The organism is Mycobacterium sp. NAZ190054 (genome assembly GCF_001545925.1).
Lineage (GTDB): Bacteria > Actinomycetota > Actinomycetes > Mycobacteriales > Mycobacteriaceae > Mycobacterium.
In genome coordinates this window covers 1-735 of record NZ_LMVQ01000504.1, presented here as the reverse complement: position 1 = coordinate 735, position 735 = coordinate 1, and the positions used below count along the sequence as shown (strand labels likewise).

1 protein-coding gene and 1 pseudogene are annotated in these 735 nt (G+C 70.1%); both read right to left on the bottom strand.

Annotated features, from left to right (window positions below; all coding sequences use genetic code 11):
* Window positions 1–555 (bottom strand): glutamate ligase domain-containing protein (locus ASJ79_RS25060; RefSeq protein ID WP_369803764.1); only part of this gene is annotated, 555 nt, incomplete at its 3' end.
* 48 nt (window positions 556–603) lie between these two features.
* Window positions 604–705 (bottom strand): annotated as a pseudogene (locus tag ASJ79_RS34470) (aminoglycoside 2'-N-acetyltransferase); the annotation flags it as partial.
* Window positions 706–735 lie beyond the last annotated feature (30 nt).

Genomic DNA, 735 nt, shown 5'->3' with positions numbered 1-735 from the left:
TGCTTGATGTTGCGGTTGTTCCTGATGTGACTTCTGTGCTTGGGCGCCCGGACCCTGTGCCGACACGTATGCGTGGAGCCTGAGGAGACTTGAGTCGAACGACGCACCCGCCGGGGCGAGCAGCACCGTGTCCCCCGGCCCGGCGAGGGCCCGCGCGGCGTCGACCACCCCGGCCATGAGCGCATCGGCGGGAGCCTGGCCGGGCGCCGAGGTCACTCGAGTCACACAAGTAACACCTGACTCATCTTTCTCAAGCATCACAGAATCCTCCCCCGTCACAACCTCGACGACGGGGACATCCGGTGCGTGTCGCGATAACGCGTCGCCGACGACCGCGCGGTCCTGCCCGATCAGCACGACGCCGACCAGCCGGTCTGCGGTCGCGGCGACCAGGTCGTTAACGGACGCACCCTTGAGCATGCCGCCGGCCACCCAGACCACCCGCGCGAACGCGGTGATCGAGGCCTGCGCGGCGTGCGGATTGGTGGCCTTCGAGTCGTCGACGTAGGTGACGCCGTCGGCCACCGCGACGACCTCCGCGCGGTGCCGGCCCACCCGGAAGGTCGCCAGCGCCGTGGCGATCGCCGCGGGCGGCACGTCGACCGCCCTGGCGAAGTCCCCGTCGAACGCGTCGATGACCATCCGGCGGGCGTCCTCGCGGGTCTCGTCGTCGAGATCTGAGGTGTGGACCAGGCGTGCGCGCACACCTGAGGTTCTACCAGCGCCGGCGCGGCG